Origin of the sequence: Streptomyces cacaoi, from assembly GCF_006539165.1 — a bacterium.
GTDB classification, from domain to species: domain Bacteria; phylum Actinomycetota; class Actinomycetes; order Streptomycetales; family Streptomycetaceae; genus Streptomyces; species Streptomyces cacaoi.
In genome coordinates, this window is the sequence record NZ_BJMM01000022.1 from 86,647 (window position 1) to 111,803 (window position 25,157).

Below are 25,157 nucleotides of genomic sequence, written 5' to 3' on the forward strand. Positions count from 1 at the left end.
GGGAGCGGTGCGCAGCCCGGCCCGCAGACCCCCGGCACGGGCGGTGGCCACGGGTTCGAGTCCGTCCCGCCGCCCATGCCGCAGGGCGCACCCGCCGCCGGGCCGCCGCTCGTCGACTGGCTGCGCATACCCCGGCCCGAGGCGGACCCCGGCGTGTGGCGCTGCGGCTACGCGCCCCGCCCACCGGAGGACCCGGAACGCATCCCGGCACGCCAGTTGGTGAGCGGGGCGATCGTCTCGTTCCTCATCGCGTGGCTGCTGTGGTCGCTGCTGTGGAACAGATACCTGGGCAGCTTCTGGCTCTGGCCGCTGTTCGCGATGACGCCCGACGCGGTCGGCACCGCGGCACGTTCGGTGATCTCGTACGTCTACTACACCGCCGTCGCCGGGGCGATCCTGGTCGTCTTCGGCCGCATCGGCCACTGGCCCGAGCTGGCCCGCCGCACGGTGGCCCGGCTGCGCGGCGGCCGGGCCCGGCCCGGTGGGACGACGCAGGACACGCCCGAGGCGGTGCCGGCGCCGGTGCCGCCCCCGCACCTCGACCCGGCCGAGTGGCCTCAGCTGCGTGCCGCCGGCGCCGCGGAGGCCGCCGACCGGCTCGCGGAGGAGCTGCGCTCCGGCCGGATGACCGATGTCGACCAGGCGCGTATCGCGCGTGCCTGGCAGTCGGTGCGCACCCGGCCGGAGCGGCTCGCGGCGTTCGTGGACAGCGTCCGCACGCACGGCGCCGCGGCCTGCGGACACCCCTCCGGGGAGCGGAACCTGTCCGTCCGGGCGGCGCGGCACGATCTGTCGGTGCGGCAGGTGCGGATCGGCACGGCCGCCGACGCGGAGCGCAACCCGTACGGGTACCGGGGCGTGGGCATCGCGCTCGATCCCTCGCTGCTGGGCACGTCGGCGCTGGCGGTCGGCCCGCCCGGCACCGGCAAGACGAGCCGGCTGGCCCGGCCCGTCGCCGAGTCGCTGTGCCTCCAGGCGCTGGCGGGGCAGGCGGCGGTGATCGCGGTGAGCCCGGCGGGGGAGCGGTTCGTGCCGGACGAGTCCTTCGACGTCGTCATCCGGCCGGGGCGGCCCGAGTCGACGCACGATCTCGATCTGTACGGCGGCACCACCGATCCGGACGAGGCGGCCGGCATGCTCGCCGAAGCACTCGTCGGCGACCTCGGTACCGCGCTGCCGGGCGGCGACAGCCGTCGCGCGGCGACCTGCCTCGCGCAGCTGCTCGGCCCCTTCGTCGCGGTGCACGGCCGCTTCCCCACGGTGCCGGAGCTGCGTGAGCTGCTGGACGCCGGGCCCGGCTCGCTGGACGCGCTCCGCGCGCGGCTGCACGCGGAGGGCCGGGACGCGCTGCTGCGCGAACTGGACGCCTTCGAGCGGCAGTCGGGGCGTGCGGGCGACGTGGTGGCGCTGCTCGCCGAGCGGATCGCGCTGCTGGACCGGCCGGCCTTCGCCGACTTCTTCCAGCCGGAGGGCACCGGCCGCGGCGACGGCCGGCGGCCCTTCTCGGCCCGCGCGCTGGAACATCCGCTGCGGGTGCGGATCGACCTGCCCGAGCGCGGCCACGCCGAGGCGTCCCGGATCCTGGCGCGGCTGATCCTCGCCCAGTTCACGGAGTGCGTCGTCGCCCGCCGGGACCAGTCGCTGTTCGCCTGCCTCGTGCTGGACGACGCCGCGCAGACGGTCACCCCGCAGGCGCTGCGCGCCCTTCAGCGGCTGCGTTCCGTGCACGCCGGGGTCGTGCTGACCCTGCGGGCGCTGGACGATGTGCCGCAGCCGCTGCGCGCACCGCTGCTGGGCGCCGTCGGCTGCCGGATGGTGTGCGCCGGTGTGACGCCGTGGGACGCCGAGCGGTTCGCCGAGGTGTGGGGGACGGAGTGGGTGCAGACCCGGACCGTCACCAACCGGCAGCTGGTGTCGGACGAGCCGGTCACCCGGGTCCTGCACGCGGTGCGGCGGCTGGCCACCGGGAAGTACGTCACGGCCGAGTCGGTCACCGTCCGCAGCGAGCAGCGGGAGCGCTGGTCGGCCTCCGACCTGGCGAACGAGTTGCAGCCGGGGCACGCGGTGCTCTCGGTGACCACCGTGCGGGGCGAGCGGACCCCGCCCATCCTCACCAGGCTGGGGGAGTGACCGGCCGGGCCGTGCTCCGGGCCTTCGGCCGTGCCGTGCCGGTGGGCCGGGCGGTTCCGGGCGGCAGCCGGTCCGGGGCGGGGCGTGCGCCGGCGGCTGTACCGTGAAGGCGTTATGCCACCGACCCTTGCCGCTCTCGTCCAGCACTCCGCGCTCCGGCTCTCCGTGCTCACGGGGCACGACGGCCTGGACGCGCAGGTGCGGTGGGCGCACGCCAGTGAGCTGGCCGATCCGACCCCCTACATGGACGGCGGCGAGCTGATCCTGTTCACCGGCCTGAAGCTGGACGCCGAGGACCCCGAGGCGATGCGTGCCTATGTCGACAAGCTCGTCGGCAAGGACGTGGTCGGTCTGGGCTTCGCCGCGGGCGTCAACTACGAGGGGGTGCCCGGCGCGCTGGTCGACGCCTGTGCGCGGGCAGGGCTGCCGCTGCTGGAGGTGCCGCGCCGCACCCCGTTCGTCGCGATCACGAAGGCGGTGTCGGCGGCGATCGCCGCCGAGCAGTACCGGGCGGTGACGGCCGGGTTCGACGCGCAGCGCGAGATGACCCGGGCCGCGCTCTCCCGCGAGGGGCCGTCGGCGCTGCTGGCCCGGCTGGCCTCGCAGATCGACGGCTGGGCCGCGCTCTACGACGCCTCCGGCGCCGTCGTCGCGACGGCTCCGGCGTGGGCGGTGCGCCGGGCGAACCGGTTCGTCGCCGAGGCCGAGCGGCTGCGTGACCGGCCGGCCCCGGCCAGCGCCGTGGTGAGCGAGTCGGACGGCGGCGACGACCGGGTCGAGTTGCAGACCGTCGGCGGCGGCCGGCGGGCCAAGGCGGTGCTGGCGGTGGGGACGGCGGCGCCGCTGGGCACGGCCGAGCGGTACGCGGTGCACTCGGCCGTCGCCCTGCTGACGCTGACCACGGAGCGGTCCCGCGCGCTCCAGGAGGCCGAACAGCGACTGGGCGCCGCGGTGTTGAAGATGCTGCTCGTCGGCGAGGGCGATCACGCGCGGGCCGTCGCGGGCCAGCTGTACGGCGGGCTGCTGGACGCCCCGATGCGGGTCGTCGTCGCGGAGCCGGCGTCCGCCACCGCGGTGCGGCTGGCCCGCTCCGGGGTGACCGCGACGGCCCGCGGCGCGGAGGTCCTGCCCGGCGCGACCGGGCCTGCGACGGCACCGCCGGCACCGTCGGGCCCGCGCCGGACGGCGAAGGGCACGCAGGCGAGGGCGCGGCAGACCGGGGAGCCGGGGGCCGTGCCGGCGGGCGGCCGGGCCGGGCGCGCCGGTGCGGGCGCCGCGGACTCCCCGGCCGCCCCCGCGCAGGGCGTGGTGCTGGGCGCGGGCGGCGGCGCCGATGCGCAGGGCGAGAGCTTCGCGCGCCTCGTCCAGCCGCTGGAGGAGCTGGCGGACGCCGTCGAGACGGCGGCGGCACGCAACGGTGAGGCGGTGCTCGTCGTGCCGGACGGGGCGCGGCTCGCGGTGCTGGCGACGGACGGCGGCGCCGCGGTGGCGGCGTGCGCCCGGTTCGCCGCGACGGCCGAGGCCGCGCAGCCGGCCCGGCGGCCGGGCGGCGGCGACGAGGGGCTGGCGATCGGTGTCTCGGCGCCCGCGGGACTGCCCGCCGTCGCCAACGCCTTCAAACAGGCCGATCAGGCGCTGTCGGTCGCGCGGCGGCGCGGTGTGCCGCTGATCGAACACGAGGACGTGGCCGCCGGTTCGGTGCTGCCCCTGCTGGCCGACGACGCCGTGCGGGCGTTCGCGGACGGGCTGCTGCGTTCCCTGCGGGAGCACGACGCCAACGGGCGCGGCGATCTGGTCGCCTCGCTGCGTGCCTGGCTCTCCCGGCACGGCCAGTGGGACGCGGCGGCGGCCGACCTCGGTGTGCACCGGCACACGCTGCGCTACCGGATGCGCCGCGTCGAGGAGATCCTGGGGCGTTCGCTGGACGACCCGGATGTCCGCATGGAGCTGTGGCTGGCCCTCAAGGCCACCGGCTGAGCGTCCCGGGCCGCGCGGGACGCCGGGGCCGGGCCGCTGCCACCGGCGGACCGCCTGCGAGGTCTCCATCGCGTAGTACGTCCGGGTCCGAGTGCTACGTGAAGGACAAGAAGCGTGCGGCGTCCCAGCCCCTACCGTGGACGCACACACGCAGCCGTGCAGTTCCGCGTGTGCCGCGTACTTCCCGTACGCCCCGGATCCCGCTTACGGAAGGGCGATCGCAGTGACGACAGCGACTTCTCCGCACGCATTCTGGCTCGCCGGTCGCAGGGCCACGGGCGACTCCACGCTCGATGTCACCTCGCCCTGGGACGGCAGGCACGTCGGCACGGTCAGCGTGCCCACGGACGACCAGGTCGAGGAGGCCGTCGCCGCGGCCGCCGGTGTCGCCGAGTCGTTCGCCGCGACCCCGGCGCATGTGCGCGCGGCGGCCCTGGACCATGTGACGGCCCGCCTGGTGGAGCGCACCGAGGAGATCGCGCAGCTGATCTCGGCCGAGAACGGCAAGCCCATGAAGTGGGCCCGCGGCGAGGTCGGCCGCTGCGTCTCCGTCTTCCGCTGGGCCGCCGAGGAGGCCCGCAGGTTCAACGGCGGCGAGGCGCAGCGCCTCGACTCGGACGCCGGCGGCACGGGCCGCCTGGCCTACACCCGGCGCTTCCCCTACGGCCCGGTGCTGGGGATCGCGCCGTTCAACTTCCCGCTCAACCTGTGTGCGCACAAGGTCGCCCCGGCCATCGCGGTCGGTACGCCCATCATCCTCAAGCCGGCGCCGGCCACGCCGCTGTCCGGGCTGCTGCTGGGCGAGCTGCTCGCCGAGACGGAGCTGCCCGCCGGCTCCTGGTCGGTGCTGACGGTGCCGAACGACCGGATGCCGGCGCTGGTCCAGGACGAGCGGCTGCCGATCATCTCCTTCACCGGCTCGGACACCGTCGGCTGGGCCATCCGCGACTCGGTGCCGCGCAAGCGCGTCACGCTGGAGCTGGGCGGGAACGGCGCGGCCGTCGTGCTGGGCGACTGGTCCTCGGAGGCGGACCTGGACCACGCGGCGCAGCGCATCGCCACCTTCTCCAACTACCAGGCGGGCCAGTCCTGCATCTCGGTGCAGCGGGTGATCGCCGACGCCTCCGTGCACGACCGGCTGGTGCCCAAGGTCGTCGCTGCCGTCGAGGCGCTGAACTGCGGCGACCCCGCGGACGACACCACCGATGTGGGCCCGCTGGTCAGCGAGGACGCGGCGCGCCGCGTCGAGTCCTGGGTGTCGGAGGCCGTCTCGCGCGGCGCGACGCTGCTCACCGGCGGCAAGCGGGAGGGCGCCGCCTTCCAGCCGACCGTCCTCCAGGACGTGCCCCAGGACACCCAGCTGGGCTGCGAAGAGGTGTTCGGCCCGGTGATGTCCTTCGTCAAGGTGAACGGCGAGGAGGAGGCGTTCGCCGCCGTCAACGACTCCAAGTTCGGCCTCCAGGCAGGCCTGTTCACCCACGACATCCAGGCCGCCTTCCGTGCCCACCGGGCGCTGGAGGTCGGCGGCGTGGTCGTCGGCGACGTCCCCTCCTACCGCGCCGACCAGATGCCCTACGGCGGCGTCAAGGCGTCCGGTGTGGGCCGCGAGGGCGTCCGGTTCGCCATGGAGGACTACACCTACGAGCGGGTCATGGTCCTGACGGGCATCGACCTGTGACCCCGGCCGCGCCCCGGCGCGGCCGAACCCTTCCGTCCGCACCGGCGCCGGGCGTCCCGCGCGGGGCGTCCGGCACCGGTCGTCGGGGCGGACGCGGCCCGGCGTATCTTCGGGTCTCCCGGGCGTACGCCACGAACGGGAGGACGGAGCGGGCATGTTGGCCTTCGCGCAGCTCAGCGACATACACCTCGGCCAGGACCGGGGAGACGACGGCGCCCGCGCGCGGGAGCGCACCGAGCGGGTGCTGGCCCATCTCGCCGGGCTGCCGGGCCGGCTCGACGCGGTCCTGCTGACCGGTGACATCGCCGACCACGGTGCTCAGGCCGAATACTCCCTCGCCGCCGAGCTGTTCGGCCGGTACGGGCTGCGGCCGCTGATCTGCCCGGGCAACCACGATGTGCGCGGCGCCTACCGGTCCGTCCTGCTGGGCGGGGACGCCTTAGACGCCTCGCCCGTCAACGAGGTGCACCAACTCCTCGGCGGGACCTTTCTGATGTGCGATTCCAGCGTGCCCGGCGAAGGGTGGGGCCGGCTGGACGACGCCACGCTCACCTGGCTGGACGCGGCACTGGCCGCCGCGCCGCACGACAGGCCCGCCTTCGTGTGCTTCCACCACCCGCCGTTGCCGCTGCACGGCCAGTACGTCGACCCCATCCGGCAGTTCGGCGAGGACCGGCTCGCCGCGGTCGTGGCCCGGCACCCGCACGTGGCCGCGCTGCTGTGCGGCCACGCCCACACCCCGGCGGTGACCACGTTCGCCGGCCGGCCGCTCGTCGCCGCCCCCGGTGTCGTCTCCACCCTGCGGATGCCCTGGGAGGGCGAGGACGACGGGCCCCTGGACCATGCGTTGCCGCCGCAGCTGGCCTTCCACGTCCTCGACGACGAGGGCCGGTTGACGACCCACTTCCGCGTGGTGCCGTGAGCCGGATGCCCTCGCGTCCCGCCCGCCGCCGGGGCCCCCGGAACGGCGCCCCGCGGCGCAACCGTCGCCCGCCGGCAGGCGTCAACCCCGCGGGGGCAGGGCACACGAGCGGGTGACGGAAGCCCGTACGACGGGTGCCGGCGGACCGTCGGCCGCCCGGCCGGCACGGTCCCGGGGCCCTCGGTGCCGGGAGGGGGCAGATGCAGAGGCGATCACGGCAGTCACGGCAGCGGCCTCGGCCGGAGCGGCGACGCCGGAAGCAGCAGCCGGGGTGGCGACGCGAGGAGCACCGGCCGTACCGGGGGCGGCGGGACCGTCCGCGGCAGGGACGGCGGGAGCGGCTCGTCCGGAACGTCACGCTCGTGGTGGCCGCGGTGGCGCTGGCGCTGCTGGTGGTCTTCCTGGTGACCACGCTCGCCGCGGGGCCGGACGCACCGGACCACCGGTGACCCGGGCCGGGCGCCGGCCGTGCCGCAGCGCAGAGCGTCACGCCCGGGAGCCCGGCCCCGGCGACACCTCCCCCGTCCGGCGCCCGGCCCCCGTGGCCTCCCGGGCGTGACGCTCTCGCCGGGAAAAACGCTACGCGTGCGGCGCCACCGGATCGTCACCGTCCGGGCCGAGAATCCATCCCGTCCGGCGGCGGTGGCCGCACCGCGTCCTCCTACCAGCGGGGTACGCCGCGCGGCGGGGACGCGCCCCGCCCGGCGCGCGCCCGGGGAGCACGCCCGGTGTGCCCGGCGCCTGGTACGCACCGGGCGAATCGGGTACAGACGACCGCAGAGCACCCGCCGGTAGCCACCGGTCCCGCCGACTCGCACCGAACCGAGGTGAGCGAGATGACCGTCACCGAGCGCGAAGCACGAGCCGTGGCCGAGGCCGCGCGTGAGAAGGACTGGCGCAAGCCGAGCTTCGCCAAGGAGCTGTTCCTGGGCCGCTTCCGTCTCGACCTCATCCACCCGCACCCCGGGCCGGCCCCCGAGGACGCCGAGCGCGGCGAGGAATTCCTCGCCCGGCTGCGGGAGTTCACCGAGGCGCACATCGACGGCGCCCGTATCGAACGCGAGGCCCGCGTCCCCGACGAGGTCGTCACCGGGCTCAAACAGCTCGGCGCGCTCGGCATGAAGATCTCCACCGAGTACGGCGGCCTCGGCCTCGGCCAGCTGTACTACAACAAGGCCCTGGCCCTGGTCAGCTCCGCCAGCCCCGCCGTGGCCGCCCTGCTGTCCGCGCACCAGTCGATCGGGGTGCCGCAGCCGGTCGCGCTGTTCGGCTCCCCGGAGCAGCGGGACACCTTCCTGCCGCGCTGCGCCCGCACCGACCTCTCGGCCTTCCTGCTCACCGAGCCCGACGTGGGCTCCGACCCGGCCCGCCTGGCCACCAGCGCCGTGCCCGAGGGCGACGAGTACGTCCTGGACGGGGTGAAGCTGTGGACGACCAACGGCGTCGTCGCCGATCTGCTCGTCGTCATGGCACGTGTGCCCGAGCCGGCCCCCGACGACCCGCGCCGCGCCGCCGGGCACCGCGGCGGCATCAGCGCCTTCGTCGTCGAGGCCGGCTCGCCCGGCATCACCGTGGAGAACCGCAACGCGTTCATGGGGCTGCGCGGACTGGAGAACGGCGTCACCCGCTTCCACCGGGTCCGCGTCCCGGCCGCGCACCGGATCGGCGAGGAGGGCGCAGGACTCAAGATCGCGCTGACCACCCTCAACACCGGCCGGCTCTCCCTCCCGGCCACCTGCGCCGGGGCCGGGAAATGGTGTCTGAAAATCGCCCGTGAGTGGGGGGCCGAACGCGTCCAGTGGGGTCGGCCCGTCGCCCGGCACGAGGCCGTCGGCAGCAAGATCAGCTTCATCGCGGCGACCACCTTCGCCCTGGAGGCCGTGCTCGATCTCGCCTCGCAGATGGCCGACGAGAACCGGCACGACATCCGTATCGAGGCGGCCCTCGCCAAGCTGTACGGCAGCGAGATGGCCTGGCGGATGGCCGACGAACTCGTGCAGATCCGCGGCGGACGCGGCTACGAGACGGCGGAGTCCCTCGCCGCCCGCGGCGAACGCGGCGTCCCCGCCGAACAGCTGCTGCGGGATCTGCGGATCAACCGCATCTTCGAGGGCTCGACGGAGATCATGCACCTGCTCATCGCCCGGGAGGCCGTCGACGCACACCTGGCCGTGGCGGGCGATCTGATCGACCCCGGCACGACCCTGGCCGACAAGCGCAGGGCCGCGGTGGCCGCCGGCGGCTTCTACGCCGGCTGGCTGCCCCGGCTCGTCGCCGGGCCGGGACAACTGCCGGGAGCCTTCGGCGAGTTCGGGCGTCTCGCACCGCATCTGCGCTACATCGAACGCACCGCGCGCAAGCTCGCCCGGTCCACCTTCTACGGCATGTCCCGCTGGCAGGGCCGGATGGAGACCAAACAGGGCTTCCTCGGGCGGATCGTCGACATCGGCGCCGAACTCTTCGCGATGAGCGCCGCCTGCGTCCGGGCGGAGAAGCTGCGCCGCGACGGCACCGAGGGACGGGCGGCGCACCAGCTCGCCGACGCCTTCTGCCGGCAGGCCAGGCTGCGGACCGAGGAGCTCTTCGGCCGCCTGTGGTCCAACACCGACGACCTGGACCGCAAGGTGGTCGGCGGGGTGCTCGACGGGGCCTACGGCTGGCTGGAGGAGGGCATCGTCGACCCCTCGTCGCCGGGCCCGTGGATCGCCGAGGCGGTGCCCGGCGCGGCCACGAAGGAGAACGTCCACCGCCGGATCCCGTAGCGGACACCGGCGGGCACGCCCGTGCGCGGCCGGTGCGCTGTAGGGGCCGTCACCGGCAGCGGACACAATGGGGGCATGACCGACTCCCTCGCTGACCCGCATCTGCGTGCCCCCGGCAGTCCGACCGGGGCGGGAGGTGCACCGCGCGACATCGTGATCCTCGGCTCGACCGGCTCGATCGGCACCCAGGCCGTGGATGTCGTGCTGAAGAATCCGGACCGCTTCCGGGTCACGGCCCTGTCCGCGGCGGGCGGCCGGCCCCAGCTGCTCGCCGAACAGGCCCGCAGACTGGGAGTGCGCACCGTCGCCGTCTCCCGCGAGGAGACCGTCGGGCAGCTGCGCGAGGCACTGCGCGCCGAGTACGCCGGAGACACCGGTGGTACGGCCGGTCAGCTGCCCGAGATCCTCGCGGGCCCCGACGCCGCCACCGAGCTGGCCGCCTCGCCCTGCCACACCGTGCTCAACGGGATCACCGGCTCCATCGGCCTCGCCCCGACCCTCGCCGCCCTCAAGGCCGGGCGGACGCTGGCACTGGCCAACAAGGAGTCGCTGATCGTCGGCGGCCCGCTGGTGAAGGCCGTCGCCGAGCCGGGCCAGATCGTGCCCGTCGACTCCGAGCACTCCGCGCTCTTCCAGGCCCTCCTCGGCGGCACCCGCGGCGAGGTGCGCAAGCTGCTGGTGACCGCCTCCGGCGGCCCGTTCCGCGGCCGCAGCAGGGCGGAGCTGGCGGACGTCACACCGCAGGACGCGCTGGCGCACCCCACCTGGGAGATGGGCCCGGTCATCACCATCAATTCGGCCACGCTCGTCAACAAGGGCCTGGAGGTCATCGAGGCCCATCTGCTGTACGACATCCCGTTCGAGCGCATCCAGGTCGTCGTCCATCCGCAGTCGGCCGTGCACTCGATGGTGGAGTTCACCGACGGCTCGACCCTCGCCCAGTGCGGGCCGCCCGACATGCGGCTGCCGATCGCGCTGGGGCTCGGCTGGCCGGAGCGGGTGCCGCAGGCGGGCCCCGTCTTCTCCTGGACCGAGGCGATGTCCTGGGACTTCTACCCGCTGGACGAGGAAGCCTTCCCGTCCGTCCCGCTGGCCGCCCACGTCGGCAGCCTCGGCGGGACGGCACCGGCCGTCTTCAACGCCGCCAACGAGGAGTGCGTGGAGGCGTTTCTGGCGGGACGGCTGCCGTTCACCGGCATCGTGGATACGGTTGCCGCAGTGGTCGAGGAGCACGGCAGCCCGCGCGGAACCGGTCTGACGCTCGGCGATGTCCTCGACGCTGAGACCTGGGCGCGGCAGCGCGCGCGGGAGATGGCGGCACGGTCACAGGAAACAGCGGAGGCCCGCGCATGACGGCGTTCATGACCATTCTCGGCATAGTCGTCTTCGTCCTGGGTCTGCTGTTCTCCATCGCCTGGCACGAGCTGGGCCACTTCTCCACGGCCAAGATGTTCGGCGTCCGCGTGCCGCAGTTCATGGTCGGTTTCGGCCCCACCCTGTGGTCCAAACGCAAGGGCGAGACGGAGTACGGCGTCAAGGCGGTGCCGCTGGGCGGCTACATCCGCATGATCGGCATGTTCCCGCCCGGCGACGACGGCGCCGTCCGGCAGCGCAGCACGTCACCCTTCCGCGGCATGATCGAGGACGCCCGGGCCGCCGCCTACGAGGAGCTCCAGCCCGGCGACGAACACCGCATGCTCTACACGCGCAAGCCGTGGAAGCGCGTGATCGTGATGTTCGCCGGGCCGTTCATGAACCTCGTCCTGGCCGTGGTGATCTTCCTGACGGTGCTGATGACGTTCGGCGTCAACACCCAGACGACCACCGTCTCCTCCGTCTCCGAGTGCGTGATCCCGGCCTCGGCGCAGAAGGACACCTGCCCGCAGAACGCCAAGGACTCCCCGGCCAAGGCCGCGGGGCTGCGCGCGGGCGACAAGATCATCGCCTTCGACGGCCGCAAGGTCGACGACTGGGGCAGCCTCCAGCAGCACATCCGCGACACCACCGGCAAGGCCACGCTCACCGTCGAGCGCGACGGGGTGCGCCGCACGCTGCACGCCGACCTCATCGAGAACAAGGTCGCCAAGACCGACGGCAGCGGCGGCTACGTCGAGGACGAGTACGTCACCGCCGGCTTCCTCGGGTTCACCCCCGCCAGCGGCATCGTCCAGCAGTCCTTCCCGCAGGCCGTGAACCGGATGGGCGACATGATGGTGCACGGCGTCGAGGCCCTCGTCGCCCTGCCGGGCAAGGTCCCCGACCTGTGGAACGCCGCCTTCGAGGGGGCCGAACGCAAGCAGGACTCCCCGATGGGCGTGGTCGGCGCCGCCCGGGTCGGCGGTGACGTCTTCTCCCTGGACATCCCGCCGAGCCAGCGGGTCGCGACGATGCTCCTGCTGGTCGCCGGCTTCAACCTCAGCCTGTTCCTGTTCAACATGCTGCCGCTGCTCCCGCTGGACGGCGGCCACATCGCGGGAGCCCTGTGGGAGTCGCTGCGGCGCAATCTCGCCAAGGTGTTCCGGCGGCCCGACCCGGGCCCCTTCGACGTGGCCAAGCTCATGCCCGTGGCCTACGTCGTGGCGGGTGTCTTCCTGTGCTTCACGCTGCTCGTCCTCGTCGCGGACGTGGTGAACCCGGTCAGACTCACCGGCTAGCCGGACGCCGCCGGGCGGGGGCCGCGACGCGCTCCGCGCCGCCACTCCCGCCCGGACAGCGGGGAGTGATGTGCCCCTCGGTGCGGCCGTGCCGTAATCTCGGTGCCCTGGAGCCCGCGAACCCGGGACTTGATCGACACCGTTGGGGTTGCACGCTGATGACAGCGATTTCGCTCGGAATGCCGGACGTGCCGGCCAAGCTCGCCGACCGCCGGGTCAGCCGGAAGATCCAGGTCGGACCGGTGGCCGTCGGCGGAGACGCGCCCGTTTCCGTGCAGTCCATGACCACGACCCGCACCGCGGACATCGGCGCGACGTTGCAGCAGATCGCCGAACTGACCGCTTCCGGCTGCCAGATCGTCCGTGTGGCCTGCCCCACGCAGGACGACGCCGACGCGCTGGCGACCATCGCCCGCAAGTCGCAGATCCCGGTGATCGCGGACATCCACTTCCAGCCGAAGTACGTCTTCCAGGCCATCGAGGCCGGCTGTGCGGCGGTCCGCGTCAACCCGGGGAACATCAAGAAGTTCGACGACCAGGTCCGGGAGATCGCCAAGACGGCCTCCGAGGCCGGCACCCCGATCCGGATCGGCGTCAACGCGGGCTCGCTCGACAAGCGCCTGCTCGCCAAGTACGGCAAGGCCACCCCCGAGGCGCTGGTGGAGTCGGCGCTGTGGGAGTGCTCGCTGTTCGAGGAGCACGGCTTCCGCGACATCAAGATCTCGGTCAAGCACAACGACCCGGTCGTGATGGTCAACGCCTACCGGCTGCTGGCCCAGCGCTGCGACTACCCGCTGCACCTGGGCGTCACCGAGGCCGGCCCGGCCTTCCAGGGCACCATCAAGTCCGCGGTCGCCTTCGGCGCCCTGCTCTCCGAGGGCATCGGCGACACCATCCGGGTCTCCCTGTCCGCCCCGCCGGCCGAGGAGGTCAAGGTCGGCATCCAGATCCTGGAGTCCCTCGGCCTGCGCCAGCGCCGCCTGGAGATCGTCTCCTGCCCGTCCTGCGGCCGCGCCCAGGTGGACGTCTACAAGCTCGCCGACGAGGTGACCGCCGGCCTCGAAGGCATGGAGGTGCCGCTGCGCGTCGCGGTCATGGGCTGCGTCGTCAACGGCCCCGGCGAGGCCCGCGAGGCCGACCTGGGGGTCGCCTCCGGCAACGGCAAGGGCCAGATCTTCGTCAAGGGCGAGGTCATCAAGACCGTCCCCGAGTCCAAGATCGTCGAGACGCTCATCGACGAGGCCCAGAAGATCGCCGAGCAGATGGAGAAGGACGGCATCGCCTCCGGCGAACCCGTCGTCACCACCGCCGGCTGAGGCTCTGCCCCGCCGCCCGCCCTCCCGCGGGCGGCGACACCCGGCACGGCAGTCATGGGCAGAGGTACAGTGCGAGTGATCGATCCCTCGTGCCCCAGGGCCCCGCACGGTGAGGCGTCGCCGCGTTGTTGACCAGCACCTCCACCCGGCTCGTCGATCCGGCCGAGTTGCCGGACGCCCTGGCCGTTCTGCGCCGGGAGCCCGTCAACAACGCCTTCGTCGCCGCCCGGGTGCAGGCCGCGGGGCTCGACCCGTGGCGGCTGGGCGGCCAGATGTGGGGCTGGTACCGCGACGGCAGGCTGGAGTCCCTCTGCTACGCCGGGGCCAATCTGGTGCCGCTGTGCGCCGGCCCCGAAGCCGTCCGCGCCTTCGCCGAGCGGGCCCGCCGGCAGGGCAGGCGCTGCTCGTCCGTCGTCGGCCCCGCCGGCCCCACCGCCGACCTGTGGTCGTATCTGGAGCCGTACTGGGGCCCGGCCCGTGAGGTCCGCCGCAACCAGCCGCTGATGCTCACCGACCGGGTGCCCGACGACCTCGCCCCGGACCCGTTGGTGCGGCCCGTCACCCGCGACGAGATGGACATCGTGCTGCCCGCCTGCGTGGCCATGTTCACCGAGGAGGTCGGCGTCTCGCCGATGGCGGGCGACGGCGGCCTCGTCTACCAGGCCCGGGTCGCCGAACTCGTCTCCACCGGGCGGTCGTTCGCGCGGATCGAGGACGGCCGGGTCGTCTTCAAGGCCGAGATCGGCGCGGCCACCCCGTACGCCTGCCAGATCCAGGGCGTCTGGGTCACCCCCGAGCGGCGCGGCGAGGGGCTGTCGGAGACGGGCATGGCCGCCGTCGTCCGCTACGCGCTGCGCGATGTCGCCCCCGTCGTGAGCCTGTACGTCAACGACTACAACACCCCGGCACGGGCCGCGTACCGACGGGTCGGCTTCCGCGAGGTGGGCGCCTTCATGAGCGTGCTGTTCTGAACGGCACCCGGACCGGAGGCGCAGAAACGTGCCGTCTCTTCGCGGGGACAGCATCGAACAAGTAGCCTCCCGGCCATGCGCCATACTCCCGGGTGGCAGTCCCCGGACCCCCGGACGGTGGAGATCGCCCCGCTCGACCTGGTCGAACGCGCCGACGACGCCCTCGCCGTCCAGGCTCTCGCCTTCGGACTGACCGACGACGAGATCGGCGTCCGCCACCACATCGTGCAGCGCCACGCCATGCAGCCCGGAACCCGCGCACTCGGCGCCACCACCGAGAACGGCCGGCTCGTCGGCTTCGGCTACGGCATGCCGTGCGACCGCACCCACTGGTGGTCGACCGTCGTCCACCCCTATCTGCGCCAGGAGGGCAACGACGGCTGGCTCGACGACTCCTTCGTCGTCACCGAACTCCATGTCCACCCCGCCTTCCAGAGCCGCGGCATCGGACGGGAACTGATCACCCGGCTCACCGACGGCGCCGCCGAACCGCGCTCCCTGCTCTCCGCGCTGGACCTCGACAGCCCGGCCCGCGCCCTGTACCGGACGCTCGGCTACCGCGACCTGGCCCGCCGGGTGCAGTTCCCCAGCGCACCGCAGCCGTACGCCGTCATGGGCGCCTGGCTGCCGCTGCGCCGGCCCGAGGGCCGCTGACAAGGCGTTTCCGTGCGCCCGGCCGGGCCGGATAGGCTCCCTGGAGTCGTGTATCAGTCCGCCGCCTCTCCCGCGGCCCGCGAGCAGGAGTTCCCCCATGGCAGCCCGTGTCCAGCGTTTGTCCCGGTCCATGCTGAAAACGCTGCGTGACGACCCGGCTGACGCGGAGACGCTCAACCACAAGCTCCTGGTCCGCGCCGGCTATGTGCGCCGCACCGCCGCCGGAATCTGGACCTGGCTGCCGCTGGGCAAGCAGGTGCTGGAGAACGTCACACGCGTCGTCCGCGAGGAGATGGACGCCATCGGCGGCCAGGAGGTCCTCCTCCCCGCCCTGCTGCCGAAGGAGCCCTACGAGGTCTCCGGCCGCTACGAGGAGTACGGCGATCTGCTGTTCCGCCTCAAGGACCGCAAGGGCGGCGACTATCTGCTCGGCCCGACCCACGAGGAGATCTTCACCCAGGTCGTCAAGGACCAGTGCACGTCCTACAAGGACCTGCCGGTGATCATCTACCAGATCCAGACGAAGTACCGGGACGAGGCCCGCCCCCGCGCCGGCATCCTGCGCGGCCGCGAGTTCACCATGAAGGACTCCTACTCCTTCGACGTCACCGACGAGGGCCTCGCCGAGTCCTACGCCCTCCACCGCGCCGCCTACCAGCGCATCTTCGACCGCCTCGGCATCGACTACCGGATCGTCTCGGCGATCTCCGGCGCCATGGGCGGCTCCGCCTCCGAGGAGTTCCTGGCGCCCGCCCCGGCCGGCGAGGACACCTTCGCGCAGTGCCCCCAGTGCGGCTTCGCCGCCAATACCGAGGCCCTGTCGGTCACCGTGCCGCCCACCGCGACCGACGGCCACCCGCCCGTCGAACTCCTCGACACCCCGGACACCCCCACCATCGAGAGCCTCGCCGCGCACCTGGACGTCCCGGCGTCGGCCACGCTGAAGAACCTGCTGGTCAAGGTCGACGGGGAGATCACCGCCGTCGGCGTCCCCGGCGACCGCGAGGTCGACCTGGGCAAGCTGGCCGAGCTGCTCGCCCCGGCCGAGGTCGAACTGGTCACCGCCGAGGACTTCACCGGCCGCGAGGACCTCGTACGCGGCTACGTCGGCCCGCAGAACGGCATGGCCGGCAAGGCGTTCCGCTACCTCGCCGACCCCCGCGTCGCCCAGGGCACCTCCTGGATCACCGGCGCCAACGAGGAGGGCAAGCACGCCCGGAACGTGGTGTGCGGCCGGGACTTCGAGGTCGACCAGTACCTGGACGTCGTCGTGGTCGAGCCCGGCGACCCCTGCCCGCGCTGCGGCGCCGGCATCGAGCTGGACCGCGCCATCGAGGTCGGCCACATCTTCCAGCTCGGCCGCAAGTACGCCGACGCCTTCGAGCTGGACGTCCTCGGCCAGGACGGCAAGCCCGCGCGCGTCACCATGGGCTCCTACGGCATCGGCGTCTCCCGCATCGTCGCGGCGCTGGCCGAGCAGACCGCCGACGAGCAGGGCCTGTGCTGGCCGCGCGAGGTCGCCCCCGCCGATGTGCACGTCGTCGCCGCCGGCAAGGCCCAGCAGACGGAGGCGGCCCTGGAGATCGCCCAGCGCCTGGGCGACGCCGGTGTGCGCGTCGTCGTCGACGACCGGGCCGGGGTCTCGCCGGGCGTGAAGTTCACCGACGCCGAACTGCTCGGGGTGCCGACGATCCTGGTCGCCGGGCGCGGCATCAAGGACGGCCTCGTCGAGCTGAAGGACCGGCGCAGCGGCGAACGGGAAGAGCTGACCATCGAGGACGCTGTGCGGCGGGTTTCGGGAGGGGAGTAGGGGCTCTGGTGGTGCTGGGGGGCGTGGGGGCGCGCGTGTCCGAGGATGGGCCCACCCATCAAGGAGCCGCGCCCACCACCCGCCACCCCCTGACCTGCAAAAAACCCTACCCCCGCCGCCACCGCCCCGCCCCGGCTCCGGCCGAGGCCCCGCCCCCGCCGGGCTTGAAACTCCCGGAAGGAGTGACGATCCGCGGGGCGTCATGTCCGGGCAGGGGCGGTCACAGCCAAGCCGCGAATTCCAGCAGCATTTCCGCGTCGGCCGCCGCGCCGCCCGCTGCTTGCCGGACGGCGGATTCGACGGCGCGGTAGAGCGTCCACAGCCGGACCCGTTCGCGGGGTACGTCGAGCGCGTCGGCGAGTTTGTTGACGCGGCGCCGGATGGCTGCGGCGGCGCCGGTGGAGGCCATCAGGTCGTGCAGCCGGTCCCGGGCCAGCCGTCCGAGGTCGAATGCCGGTTCGCCGACGATCGGGTCGGGGCCGACGGTCAGCCAGGGGGCCCGTCCGTCGCTTCCGGCCGCCGACAGCACGGCTCCCTGCCGGAAGTCGCCGTGCAACAGCACGGTTCCGGCGTCTTCGGGCGGTGCGGCCAGCAGCGCGGCCCGGGCTTCCAGCGCCGCGTCGATCAGGGGTTCGGCGCCGGGCGGCGGCGCGGCCCGCATGAGTTCCACCTCGGTCCGCGTGTGCTCGGCGACGGATTCGAATCCGTGTCCGGGGCCCACCGGCACCCACAGCCGCCGGACGACGGAGAGCGCCTCCAGGGTGGCCTTGGCCTCCGGCAGGGAGCGCAGCGAGACCTCGTTGCGCAGCCGCTCCAGCAGCAGTGCCCCGTCGTCCGGCGCGGCACGCAGGACGCGGACGGCTCCGAGCCCGTGCCAGTGCGTGAGCGCTTCCTGCTCGCGCGCCGCCCGCACCCGCGCGGGGGCGCCGTCGGGCGCCACCAGCTTCAGCGCCGCCGGCGACCCGTCCGCCTGCCGCACGAGGACGACGACGCTGCTGCGCCCGCCGGGTGTGACGACCCGTTCCGCGGTCAGCTCCCACCGCCGCAGCGCCCGGGCCACCTGGTCGGACAGCCCGGCCAGCCAGGTGCGGGCCGCGGTGACCGCTGCCGCGTCCGGCTGTGCCTCCAGTGCGCGTACCAGCCGCTGCGGGGGTTCGAGGGGCAGTACGGAAGCCATGGGACGGCCTGGCCTTTCATTCGCGTCGTTCGCGGTGGGTCGCGGTGGGTGCGCGGTCGGTCTTCGGCGGGCGCCCGGCCGGTGCGGGGCGCGCGGCCGGTTCAGAGCACGCCGGGGGCCGTGGACCCGCTGGGCGAGGCGGAGGGGGACGCGGGCGCCTCGGCCGCGCCCAGTTCGGCGAGGCCGGGGAAGGCGACGCCGCCGCCGCGCCACCGCGCCGACCGGACGGCGGCCTCGCGCAGCGCGTCCGCTGCCTCGCGCCGCCGGGCTCCCTCGCCAGCTCGTACGAGGTCGGCGTACACGCCGGCGATCCGGTCCTCCAGGTGTGCCGCGAGCCGGATGGCGGCGGCGCTGTCGGGAACGGCGAAGGGCAGGTTGTAGGCGGCGGCGGCCGGCTCGGGTTCGCCGCCCAGCGCGCGCACCGTGCGGCGGAGTGCGTCCCGCCGTGCCCGGTGCGCGTCGTAGGCGGCGCGCGCCTCGTCCTTGCGGTCCTCGTCGATGCGTCCGCCGACGACGCCGTAGCCGTAGACGGCGGCGTGTTCGGCGCGCAACGCGGCCTGCACGGCGGTCAGTTGTCTCATCTGGGTGCTCCGGGGTGTTCCAGGAGGTAGACGTGGGCGCTGCCGCAGGCCGCCACGGAGGCCAGCAGCCGGGCCAGTTCGGGCGGTGCGGAGGACAGCGCCTTGGTGCGGCTGTCCGCCAGCCGGCGTTCGGCCTTCGCGAGTGCGCTGAGGGCGTCCTTCTCGTCGTGCGGCACGCTCTCCGTGTCCGGCTCGGGAGGGGCCCCGGTGCTGCCGGACGGTGCGGGAGTCGGTGAGCCGGACGGTGCGCCGCTGCCGGACGGCGACGGCGAGCCGCCGTTCTCCCGGGCGGCGCCGCCGTCGGTGTCCGCGAGGGCGCGCACATGGCGGGCGATCTCGTCGCGCAGGGGGCGCAGCCGGTCGCCGAGCGCCGGGTGCACGGTCAGTGTGCCCTGGTAGCGGGCGAAGAGCCGCTCGCTCTCGTGTGCGCTGCGGGCCCGCAGCGCGCGGGCGGCGTCGGAGCGTTCGGCGTCGGCCGGGGAGGCGTCCTGGCCGCTGCATCCGGCGAGCGAGGCGACGGCCGAGGCGGCGCCGAGCGCTCCCACGAGCAGCGACCTGCGACGGGGGGCCGCTGCTGCCGGTGTCGGCGTGCGCGTCATGGTGCACTCCCTGGACCCGGGCCCGGCCCGGACTTGCTGGCTCACGTGGCGGCGATCACCGCCACGCGAGGGTACCCGTGTGCGCTCCGGCGCCGGAGCCGGGCACCCCCGCCCTGCCCGGCCGGTACCCGGACGCCCCAGGGCCCGGCGGGTTCGCCGACCGGGTCGGCGCATGCCGTCACAGACGATAGGCTTGGGCGGCGACACGCCCCGTCGTACAGGCCCCCCTACAACAGCACACGCGGCCGAGGAGTCACCCGGATGAGCACCACCCAGAGCGAGAGGCTGCGCGGACTGCTGGAACCGCTCGTCAGCGCAAGGGGGTTGGATCTCGAAGAGATCGCTGTGACCCCGGCAGGGAAGCGGCGTGTGCTGCGCGTCGTGGTGGACGCCGACGACGGGGTCCAGCTGGACACGTGCGCCGAGCTGAGCCGTGTCTTCTCCGAGGTGCTCGACGAGAGCGACGTGATGGGCGGGGCGCCGTACGTCCTGGAGGTCACGTCGCCGGGAGCCGACCGTCCGCTGACCGAGCAGCGGCACTTCCGCCGCGCCGCGGGACGGCTGATCAAGGCACAGCTGACCGAGGAGGCGGGCGGCGGGGAGCTGACCGCACGCATCACCGGTGTGGACGACGAGGGCATCGACCTCGAAGTCCCCGGCGTCAAGGGACGCAAGCCCACGCAGCGCCGCCTCGCCTACGGCGAGATCGGCAAGGCGCGCGTGGAGATCGAATTCAATCGCAAGGCCGCGCAGAAGGCGCAGCACGAGTCCGCGGCCGCCGACGAGAACAAGGAGGAGGCGTAGCCGTGGACATCGACATGAGTGCCCTGCGCGGGCTGGTGAGGGAGAAGGAGATCTCTCTCGATCTGCTGGTGGAGGCCATCGAGTCGGCCCTCCTCATCGCGTACCACCGCACCGAGGGCAGCCGGCGCGACGCCCGCGTCGAGCTGAACCAGAAGACCGGCCATGTGACGGTCTGGGCCAAGGAGAGCCCGGAGGAGCTCGAAGAGGGCGCAGAGCCCCGGGAGTTCGACGACACCCCGACGGGTTTCGGCCGGATCGCCGCGACGACCGCGAAGCAGGTCATCCTCCAGCGGCTGCGGGACGCCGAGGAAGAGGTCACGTTCGGCGAGTACGCGGGCCGCGAGGGCGATGTCGTCGCCGGTGTGGTGCAGCAGGGCAAGGACCCCAAGAGCGTGCTGGTGGACATCGGCAAGCTGGAGGCGATCCTGCCGCCGCAGGAGCAGGTGCCCGGTGAGGACTATGCACACGGCACCCGCCTGCGTACCTACGTCGTCCGGGTCGCCAAGGGCGTCCGCGGTCCGTCGGTGACGCTGTCGCGGACGCACCCGAACCTGGTCAAGAAGCTCTTCGAGCTGGAGGTCCCGGAGATCGCGGACGGTTCGGTGGAGATCTCGGCCATCGCGCGCGAGGCCGGCCACCGCACCAAGATCGCGGTGCGTTCGGCGCGCTCCGGGCTGAACGCCAAGGGCGCCTGCATCGGCCCGATGGGCGGCCGGGTGCGCAACGTGATGGCGGAGCTGCACGGCGAGAAGATCGACATCGTGGACTGGTCGGAGGACCCGGCCGAGCTGGTAGCCAACGCGCTCTCTCCGGCGAGGGTGAGCAATGTCGAGATCATCGATCTCGCGGCCCGCTCGGCCCGGGTGACGGTGCCCGACTACCAGCTGTCACTGGCCATCGGCAAGGAGGGGCAGAACGCCCGCCTCGCCGCCCGGCTGACCGGCTGGCGTATCGACATCCGGCCGGACACCGCCGACGGCGGGTCGGCGGCCCAGGGGACGCCGGAGGAGCACGCGGCCGACCACGGCTGAGCCGGGCGGGGCGCGCGGTGACGCGCGTCCCGGGCATCCAAGCGCTTCTCCGCTCCGGGCTTCCGGGCACTCCTTTCCGGTGTCTTACGGCCGGGCAGCGAACGAGTAACGGCGTGCTCACCCCCTGGGGGGTCCGAGGCGCTGGGGAGGTAGACTTAATCAGTGTCTGTCCGGACGCGCGATCGGGCATGCCCGCAGCGGACCTGCGTCGGCTGTCGGCAGCGCACCGACAAGCGCAGTCTGCTGCGAGTGGTGGTGAACGGGGGAAGCCTGATCCCGGATCTTCGCGGTAGGCTGCCCGGCCGGGGTGCGTATGTGCACCCTGTTCCGGCGTGCCTGGAGCAGGCCGCGCGGCGCCGGGCGTTCAACAGGGCCTTCCGGGGTCCGGGCCCGTACGATCTCGCGGCTCTGCGCGAGCACGTGGAGCGGATCGCACAGACAGCACCGTAAGACAGCCCGTACGGAACCTCCCGTACGGGGAGAGGTACCTCGCGAGTCGGAAGTAGGTCGAGATTGCGATGAGCACTCGATGAGTACGCGATGAGTACGCCCATGCATCAGTAGCGAAGGTCCGGCGGACGATCCCCCGGGCCGTAAGGAGCGAAGTGGCTAAGGTCCGGGTATACGAACTCGCCAAGGAGCTCGGAGTCGAGAGCAAGGTCGTCATGGCCAAGCTCCAGGAGCTCGGTGAATTCGTCCGTTCGGCGTCCTCGACGATCGAGGCGCCGGTTGTCCGCAAACTGACCGACGCATTCGAGGCGGGCGGCGCCGGCGGCGCGAAGAAGTCCGCATCCAAGTCCGCGGGGTCCAAGCCCGCGGCTCCCCAGAAGCCTGCCGCACCCAAGCCGGGTGCCCAGGCGCCCAAGCCGGGTGCGCCCAAGCCCGGCCCGAAGCCGGGTCCCGAGGCCCCGGTGACGCCCGCGCAGGGCGAGTCCGGCGGTTCGGCCGAGGCGGCGCCCAAGCCGGGCGCTCCCAAGCCCGGCCCCAAGCCGACCCCCGCACAGCCCACCACTCCGGCGAAGCCGGACTTCCAGGCGCCCAAGCCGGGTGCGCCCAAGCCGGGCCCCGCGCAGCAGGCCCCGAAGCCGGGCGGTCCGAAGCCGGGCCAGGGTGGTCAGGGCGGCCAGGGCGGCCGTGGCCAGGGCCCGAAGCCGGGTCAGGCCCCCAAGCCGGGTGCGCGCCCCTCCGGGCCGCGTCCGGGCAACAACCCCTTCACCTCCGGTGGCTCCACCGGCATGGCCCGTCCGCAGGCGCCCCGCCCGGGCGGTCCGAAGCCGGGCCAGGGCCCGAAGCCGGGTGCGCCCAAGCCGGGTCCCGCCGGTCAGGGCGGTGCCGGCGGCCAGGGCGGTCCGCGTCCGCAGGCTCCGGGCGGCGGCCGGCCCACGCCGGGCAACATGCCGCGTCCGCAGGCCCCGCAGGGCGGCGGTCCGCGTCCGGGCGGTAACCGTCCGAACCCGGGCATGATGCCGCAGCGTCCGGCGGCGGGTCCGCGTCCGGGCCCGGGCCGCGGTGGTCCGGGCGGCGGCGGCCGTCCCGGCGGCGGCGGTGGCCGTCCCGGTGGTGGCGGCGGCTTCGGCGGTCGTCCCGGTGGCGGCGGTCGTCCCGGTGGTGGCGGCGGCTTCGGCGGTCGTCCGGGCGGCGGTGGCCGTCCCGGCTTCGGCGGCCGTCCCGGCGGTCCCGGTGGCCGCGGTGGCACGCAGGGTGCGTTCGGCCGCCCCGGCGGTCCGGCGCGTCGTGGCCGCAAGTCGAAGCGGCAGCGCCGCCAGGAGTACGAGCAGATGCAGGCGCCGTCCGTCGGCGGTGTGATGCTGCCGCGCGGCAAGGGCGAGACCGTCCGGCTCTCGCGCGGTGCCTCGCTCACGGACTTCGCGGAGAAGATCAACGCCAACCCGGCGTCGCTGGTCCAGGTCATGTTCAACCTGGGCGAGATGGTCACCGCGACGCAGTCCGTCTCCGACGAGACGCTGCAACTGCTCGGCGACGAGATGAACTACACCGTCCAGATCGTCAGCCCGGAGGAGGAGGACCGCGAGCTTCTCGAGTCCTTCGACATCGAGTTCGGCGAGGACGAGGGCGGCGAGACGGCGCTCATGCCGCGTCCGCCGGTGGTGACCGTCATGGGTCACGTCGACCACGGTAAGACGCGCCTTCTGGACGCCATCCGGAAGACCAACGTCATCGAGGGCGAGGCCGGCGGCATCACCCAGCACATCGGTGCCTACCAGGCGTCGACCGAGGTGAACGGCGAAGAGCGCAAGATCACCTTCATCGACACCCCGGGTCACGAGGCGTTCACCGCCATGCGTGCCCGCGGTGCGAAGTCCACGGACATCGCGATCCTGGTCGTCGCGGCCAACGACGGCGTGATGCCGCAGACCGTCGAGGCGCTGAACCACGCCAAGGCGGCCGAGGTGCCGATCGTCGTCGCGGTCAACAAGATCGACGTCGAGGGCGCCGACCCGACCAAGGTCCGCGGTCAGCTGACCGAGTACGGGCTGGTGGCCGAGGAGTACGGCGGCGACACGATGTTCGTCGACATCTCCGCCCGCCAGGGCCTGAACATCGAGGAGCTGCTGGAGGCCGTGGTCCTGACCGCGGACGCCTCGCTCGACCTGCGGGCCAACCCCGACCAGGACGCGCAGGGTCTCGCGATCGAGGCCCACCTCGACCGCGGTCGCGGCGCCGTGGCCACCGTGCTGGTCCAGCGCGGCACGCTGCGGGTCGGCGAGACCATGGTCGTGGGCGACGCCTACGGCAGGGTCCGCGCGATGCTCGACGACAAGGGCGAGAACGTCAAGGAAGCCGGCCCCTCGACTCCGGTCCTGGTGCTGGGCCTGACGAACGTCCCCGGCGCGGGTGACAACTTCCTGGTCGTCGACGAGGACCGCACGGCACGGCAGATCGCCGAGAAGCGGGCGGCGCGCGAGCGCAACGCCGCCTTCGCCAAGCGGACCCGCCGCGTCTCGCTGGAGGACCTGGACAAGGTGCTCAAGGCGGGCGAGGTGCAGCAGCTCAACCTCATCATCAAGGGCGACGCGTCCGGTTCGGTCGAGGCCCTGGAGTCCTCGCTGCTCCAGCTCGACGTCGGCGAAGAGGTGGACCTGCGCATCCTGCACCGCGGTGTGGGTGCGGTCACCGAGACCGACATCGACCTGGCGACGGGTTCGGACGCCATCGTCATCGGCTTCAACGTCCGCGCCGAGGGGCGTGCGACGCAGATGGCCGAGCGCGAGGGTGTCGACGTCCGGTACTACTCGGTGATCTACCAGGTCATCGAGGAGATCGAGGCGGCCCTGAAGGGCATGCTCAAGCCCGAGTACGAAGAGGTGGAGCTCGGCACGGCCGAGATCCGCGAGGTCTTCCGCTCGTCCAAGCTGGGCAACATCGCCGGTGTCATGATCCGCTCCGGCGAGGTCCGGCGGAACACCAAGGCACGCCTGGTGCGCGACGGCAAGGTCGTGGCGGAGAACCTCACCATCGAGGGCCTGCGCCGCTTCAAGGACGATGTCACCGAGATCCGCGAGGGCTTCGAGGGCGGTATCAACCTCGGCTCCTTCAACGACATCAAGATCGACGACATCATCGCGACCTACGAGATGCGGGAGAAGCCCCGCGTCTGACGGGTGGGATGGCCGGGGCCGTTCGCGGAGCAATTCCGTCGAGCGGCCCCGGCCCTCGCGTGTACGGTTCGTGGTGCCTGCGAGGCGGTACGAACCGGCCTCCGGTCTCCGCCGGAGGATTCCCAAGAGCCCCACGGGTGGCGTGAAACCCGCACGGTATGTACGTAGGGACACTGTCCTTCGATCTGCTCCTCGGCGACGTACGGTCGCTGAAGGAGAAGCGCTCCGTCGTCCGTCCGATCGTCGCCGAGCTGCACCGCAGGTTCGCGGTGAGTGTGGCGGAGACCGGCGATCAGCATCTCTACCGCCGGGCCCGGGTCGGGCTCGCCGCGGTCTCGGGGGACGCGGGGCACCTCACGGAACTGCTGGACCGCTGCGAGCGGCTCGTCGCCGCGCGGCCAGAGGTGGAGCTGCTGTCGGTTCGGCGGCGCTTCCACGGCGAAGATGACGAATGAGTGCACGAGCAAGGAG

20 protein-coding genes are annotated in these 25,157 nt (G+C 73.4%); 17 read left to right on the top strand and 3 right to left on the bottom strand.

Annotated features, from left to right (window positions below):
- Nucleotides 1-75 precede the first annotated feature (75 nt).
- The 12 genes from SCA03_RS20770 (at nucleotide 76) to SCA03_RS20825 (ending at nucleotide 16,874) form a co-directional block, all read left to right on the top strand.
- Nucleotides 76-2,130, top strand: a complete 2,055-nt coding sequence (locus SCA03_RS20770; protein ID WP_037852873.1) for a type IV secretory system conjugative DNA transfer family protein — start codon at nucleotides 76-78, stop codon at nucleotides 2,128-2,130.
- Nucleotides 2,131-2,244: 114 nt separating this feature from the next.
- The gene (locus SCA03_RS20775) at nucleotides 2,245-4,107 is read left to right on the top strand and encodes a PucR family transcriptional regulator (RefSeq protein WP_086815342.1); all 1,863 of its coding nucleotides are present in this window, start codon (nucleotides 2,245-2,247) and stop codon (nucleotides 4,105-4,107) included.
- A 223-nt stretch (nucleotides 4,108-4,330) separates the two neighbouring features.
- Nucleotides 4,331-5,785, top strand: coding sequence for an aldehyde dehydrogenase family protein (locus SCA03_RS20780; protein ID WP_030887290.1), 1,455 nt, complete (start codon nucleotides 4,331-4,333; stop codon nucleotides 5,783-5,785).
- Nucleotides 5,786-5,939: 154 nt separating this feature from the next.
- Complete coding sequence (locus tag SCA03_RS20785; RefSeq protein WP_086815341.1) at nucleotides 5,940-6,707, top strand: metallophosphoesterase; 768 nt, start codon at nucleotides 5,940-5,942, stop codon at nucleotides 6,705-6,707.
- 200 nt (nucleotides 6,708-6,907) lie between these two features.
- Nucleotides 6,908-7,156, top strand: coding sequence for a hypothetical protein (locus SCA03_RS20790; protein WP_141275563.1), 249 nt, complete (start codon nucleotides 6,908-6,910; stop codon nucleotides 7,154-7,156).
- Nucleotides 7,157-7,543: 387 nt separating this feature from the next.
- On the top strand, nucleotides 7,544-9,469 hold the full coding sequence (locus tag SCA03_RS20795; RefSeq protein WP_086815340.1) for an acyl-CoA dehydrogenase family protein: 1,926 nt from the start codon (nucleotides 7,544-7,546) through the stop codon (nucleotides 9,467-9,469).
- Nucleotides 9,470-9,544: 75 nt separating this feature from the next.
- Nucleotides 9,545-10,822 (top strand): 1-deoxy-D-xylulose-5-phosphate reductoisomerase, encoded by a 1,278-nt coding sequence (dxr, locus tag SCA03_RS20800; RefSeq protein WP_030887299.1) that lies wholly within the window; start codon nucleotides 9,545-9,547, stop codon nucleotides 10,820-10,822.
- Complete coding sequence (locus SCA03_RS20805) at nucleotides 10,819-12,123, top strand: M50 family metallopeptidase (protein WP_030887302.1); 1,305 nt, start codon at nucleotides 10,819-10,821, stop codon at nucleotides 12,121-12,123. The genes dxr and SCA03_RS20805 overlap by 4 nt, the downstream gene beginning before the upstream one ends.
- Before the next feature lie 158 nt (nucleotides 12,124-12,281).
- Nucleotides 12,282-13,439 carry a flavodoxin-dependent (E)-4-hydroxy-3-methylbut-2-enyl-diphosphate synthase gene (gene ispG / locus SCA03_RS20810; protein ID WP_030887306.1) on the top strand — a complete coding sequence of 386 codons (1,158 nt, stop codon included), beginning with the start codon at nucleotides 12,282-12,284 and terminating at the stop codon, nucleotides 13,437-13,439.
- A gap of 128 nt (nucleotides 13,440-13,567) precedes the next feature.
- The gene (locus tag SCA03_RS20815; RefSeq protein ID WP_371863964.1) at nucleotides 13,568-14,410 is read left to right on the top strand and encodes a GNAT family N-acetyltransferase; all 843 of its coding nucleotides are present in this window, start codon (nucleotides 13,568-13,570) and stop codon (nucleotides 14,408-14,410) included.
- Between the two features lie 75 nt (nucleotides 14,411-14,485).
- Nucleotides 14,486-15,064 carry a GNAT family N-acetyltransferase gene (locus SCA03_RS20820; protein ID WP_051847071.1) on the top strand — a complete coding sequence of 193 codons (579 nt, stop codon included), beginning with the start codon at nucleotides 14,486-14,488 and terminating at the stop codon, nucleotides 15,062-15,064.
- A 97-nt stretch (nucleotides 15,065-15,161) separates the two neighbouring features.
- Complete coding sequence (locus SCA03_RS20825) at nucleotides 15,162-16,874, top strand: proline--tRNA ligase (RefSeq protein WP_030887315.1); 1,713 nt, start codon at nucleotides 15,162-15,164, stop codon at nucleotides 16,872-16,874.
- Nucleotides 16,875-17,094: 220 nt separating this feature from the next.
- Here the strand turns inward: SCA03_RS20825 and SCA03_RS20830 are convergent, their stop codons facing one another.
- The 3 genes from SCA03_RS20830 to SCA03_RS20840 form a co-directional block, all read right to left on the bottom strand.
- Entirely contained in the window at nucleotides 17,095-18,051 is a 957-nt protein-coding gene (locus tag SCA03_RS20830) for an aminoglycoside phosphotransferase family protein (protein ID WP_030895036.1), read from the bottom strand.
- A gap of 101 nt (nucleotides 18,052-18,152) precedes the next feature.
- Entirely contained in the window at nucleotides 18,153-18,632 is a 480-nt protein-coding gene (locus tag SCA03_RS20835; protein WP_086816802.1) for a ferritin-like domain-containing protein, read from the bottom strand.
- Nucleotides 18,629-19,231, bottom strand: coding sequence for a hypothetical protein (locus SCA03_RS20840; RefSeq protein ID WP_086816800.1), 603 nt, complete (start codon nucleotides 19,229-19,231; stop codon nucleotides 18,629-18,631). The genes SCA03_RS20835 and SCA03_RS20840 overlap by 4 nt, the downstream gene beginning before the upstream one ends.
- 261 nt (nucleotides 19,232-19,492) lie before the next feature.
- On the opposite strand from SCA03_RS20840, the gene rimP reads away from it, so the two are divergent.
- The 5 genes from rimP (at nucleotide 19,493) to SCA03_RS20865 (ending at nucleotide 25,141) form a co-directional block, all read left to right on the top strand.
- Nucleotides 19,493-20,035, top strand: coding sequence for a ribosome maturation factor RimP (gene rimP / locus SCA03_RS20845; protein ID WP_030887327.1), 543 nt, complete (start codon nucleotides 19,493-19,495; stop codon nucleotides 20,033-20,035).
- A 2-nt stretch (nucleotides 20,036-20,037) separates the two neighbouring features.
- Entirely contained in the window at nucleotides 20,038-21,066 is a 1,029-nt protein-coding gene (nusA, locus tag SCA03_RS20850) for a transcription termination factor NusA (protein ID WP_030895040.1), read from the top strand.
- A gap of 162 nt (nucleotides 21,067-21,228) precedes the next feature.
- On the top strand, nucleotides 21,229-21,516 hold the full coding sequence (locus tag SCA03_RS20855) for a YlxR family protein (protein WP_078873844.1): 288 nt from the start codon (nucleotides 21,229-21,231) through the stop codon (nucleotides 21,514-21,516).
- A gap of 155 nt (nucleotides 21,517-21,671) precedes the next feature.
- A complete protein-coding gene (infB, locus tag SCA03_RS20860) occupies nucleotides 21,672-24,686 on the top strand; it encodes a translation initiation factor IF-2 (protein WP_078873845.1) in 3,015 nt (1,004 codons plus the stop codon).
- Between the two features lie 158 nt (nucleotides 24,687-24,844).
- Nucleotides 24,845-25,141: a DUF503 domain-containing protein gene (locus SCA03_RS20865; RefSeq protein ID WP_030887336.1), complete on the top strand. Its 297-nt coding sequence runs from the start codon at nucleotides 24,845-24,847 to the stop codon at nucleotides 25,139-25,141.
- Nucleotides 25,142-25,157 lie beyond the last annotated feature (16 nt).

Coding starts and splice junctions, on each gene's coding strand:
- SCA03_RS20770 (WP_037852873.1), top strand. CDS start 76: ATGCCGCAGGGCGCACCCGCCGCCGGGCCGCCGCTCGTCGACTGGCTG.
- SCA03_RS20775 (WP_086815342.1), top strand. CDS start 2,245: ATGCCACCGACCCTTGCCGCTCTCGTCCAGCACTCCGCGCTCCGGCTC.
- SCA03_RS20785 (WP_086815341.1), top strand. CDS start 5,940: ATGTTGGCCTTCGCGCAGCTCAGCGACATACACCTCGGCCAGGACCGG.
- SCA03_RS20790 (WP_141275563.1), top strand. CDS start 6,908: ATGCAGAGGCGATCACGGCAGTCACGGCAGCGGCCTCGGCCGGAGCGG.
- SCA03_RS20795 (WP_086815340.1), top strand. CDS start 7,544: ATGACCGTCACCGAGCGCGAAGCACGAGCCGTGGCCGAGGCCGCGCGT.
- dxr (WP_030887299.1), top strand. CDS start 9,545: ATGACCGACTCCCTCGCTGACCCGCATCTGCGTGCCCCCGGCAGTCCG.
- SCA03_RS20805 (WP_030887302.1), top strand. CDS start 10,819: ATGACGGCGTTCATGACCATTCTCGGCATAGTCGTCTTCGTCCTGGGT.
- ispG (WP_030887306.1), top strand. CDS start 12,282: ATGACAGCGATTTCGCTCGGAATGCCGGACGTGCCGGCCAAGCTCGCC.
- SCA03_RS20820 (WP_051847071.1), top strand. CDS start 14,486: ATGCGCCATACTCCCGGGTGGCAGTCCCCGGACCCCCGGACGGTGGAG.
- SCA03_RS20825 (WP_030887315.1), top strand. CDS start 15,162: ATGGCAGCCCGTGTCCAGCGTTTGTCCCGGTCCATGCTGAAAACGCTG.
- SCA03_RS20830 (WP_030895036.1), bottom strand. CDS start 18,051: ATGGCTTCCGTACTGCCCCTCGAACCCCCGCAGCGGCTGGTACGCGCA.
- SCA03_RS20835 (WP_086816802.1), bottom strand. CDS start 18,632: ATGAGACAACTGACCGCCGTGCAGGCCGCGTTGCGCGCCGAACACGCC.
- SCA03_RS20840 (WP_086816800.1), bottom strand. CDS start 19,231: ATGACGCGCACGCCGACACCGGCAGCAGCGGCCCCCCGTCGCAGGTCG.
- rimP (WP_030887327.1), top strand. CDS start 19,493: ATGAGCACCACCCAGAGCGAGAGGCTGCGCGGACTGCTGGAACCGCTC.
- SCA03_RS20865 (WP_030887336.1), top strand. CDS start 24,845: ATGTACGTAGGGACACTGTCCTTCGATCTGCTCCTCGGCGACGTACGG.